At 57.6% G+C, this 1,119-nt stretch carries 1 protein-coding gene; it reads left to right on the forward strand.

The genetic code is table 11. The annotated features are described in order from the left end of the window. Positions 1 to 979 (forward strand): AcrB/AcrD/AcrF family protein (locus GEV06_28590; GenBank protein MPZ21808.1); only part of this gene is annotated, 979 nt, incomplete at its 5' end. Positions 980 to 1,119 lie beyond the last annotated feature (140 nt).

Below are 1,119 nucleotides of genomic sequence, written 5' to 3' on the forward strand. Positions count from 1 at the left end.
TATCGCCGCGGCCTTACGTTTGATGGTCGGCGGCGACGAGGAAGTATCGCGATTCATCGATCCGGCGGTCAATGAGGAATACGACGTGCAATTACGTTTGTCGCGGCACGATCGAGAAGATGTTGGGGCGATTTCCCGCCTCTACGTTCCGCGCGCGGGCGCCGGCCTGGTTCGGCTTGATAACCTGGTGCACGTCGAGTCGGCCCAGAGCGCATCCCGCATCGACCGCCTGGACCGTCAACGCCAGGTGAGCCTACGCGCCGGGGTCGCCCCCGGTTTTGCGCTCGCCGATCGTCTCGAGGCGCTCAATCAAGAGGTGCGCCAAATGAATTTGCTCGCCGAATACACCACCAGCGTGTCCGGCCGCGGGCGTGAATTGGAGCGCACATTCAACCAATTTTTATGGGCCTTGCTGCTTTCCATCGTTTTCATGTACATGATTCTGGCCTCGCAATACGAAAGCACCATCCATCCGGCAACGATTCTTCTGTCGCTGCCGCTGTCTGTGCCGTTCGCGCTGTTGTCCTTGTGGCTGACGGGTAACACGCTCAATCTTTATTCGGCGCTGGGCATGCTGGTGCTGTTCGGCGTGGTCAAGAAGAACGCGATCTTGCAAATCGATCATATGAACCGGCTGCGCGAGGAAGGGATGGAGCGACTGTCCGCGATCATGCGCGCCAATCGCGACCGGTTGCGGCCGATTTTGATGACGACTATGGCGCTGGTAGCGGGAATGCTTCCGCTGGCGTTAGGTTCGGGGCCGGGCGCCGAGGAACGCCGTGCCGTCGCCGTCGTGGTCATCGGCGGACAATCGCTTTGCCTGCTGCTGACACTACTGGTCACCCCGGTGGCTTACTCGGTGTTTGAAGATGCCGCGCGGTCGCTTGTTTGGAAGCGTATCGCCGCCGGCGGTCGTCTTTTTACGCTGCGCCGGCGCGTCATCGATATCCGGAAATCGGAACAGCCGCCGGTTAGCTAGCTTCTTTTCAACCTAAAAACTCGTTCAAAAGTTCACCGTTAAACGTTTCTTCTGCAACGCCATAAACCCTGTGAGATAGCGGCAAGAAAATTGATTTAGTAAACAGTGGAATCTCGGCGGAATTGTCTTTATATCTAAGT

The sequence above is a fragment of the Luteitalea sp. genome (assembly GCA_009377605.1).
In the GTDB taxonomy this organism is placed as follows: Bacteria; Acidobacteriota; Vicinamibacteria; order Vicinamibacterales; family Vicinamibacteraceae; genus WHTT01.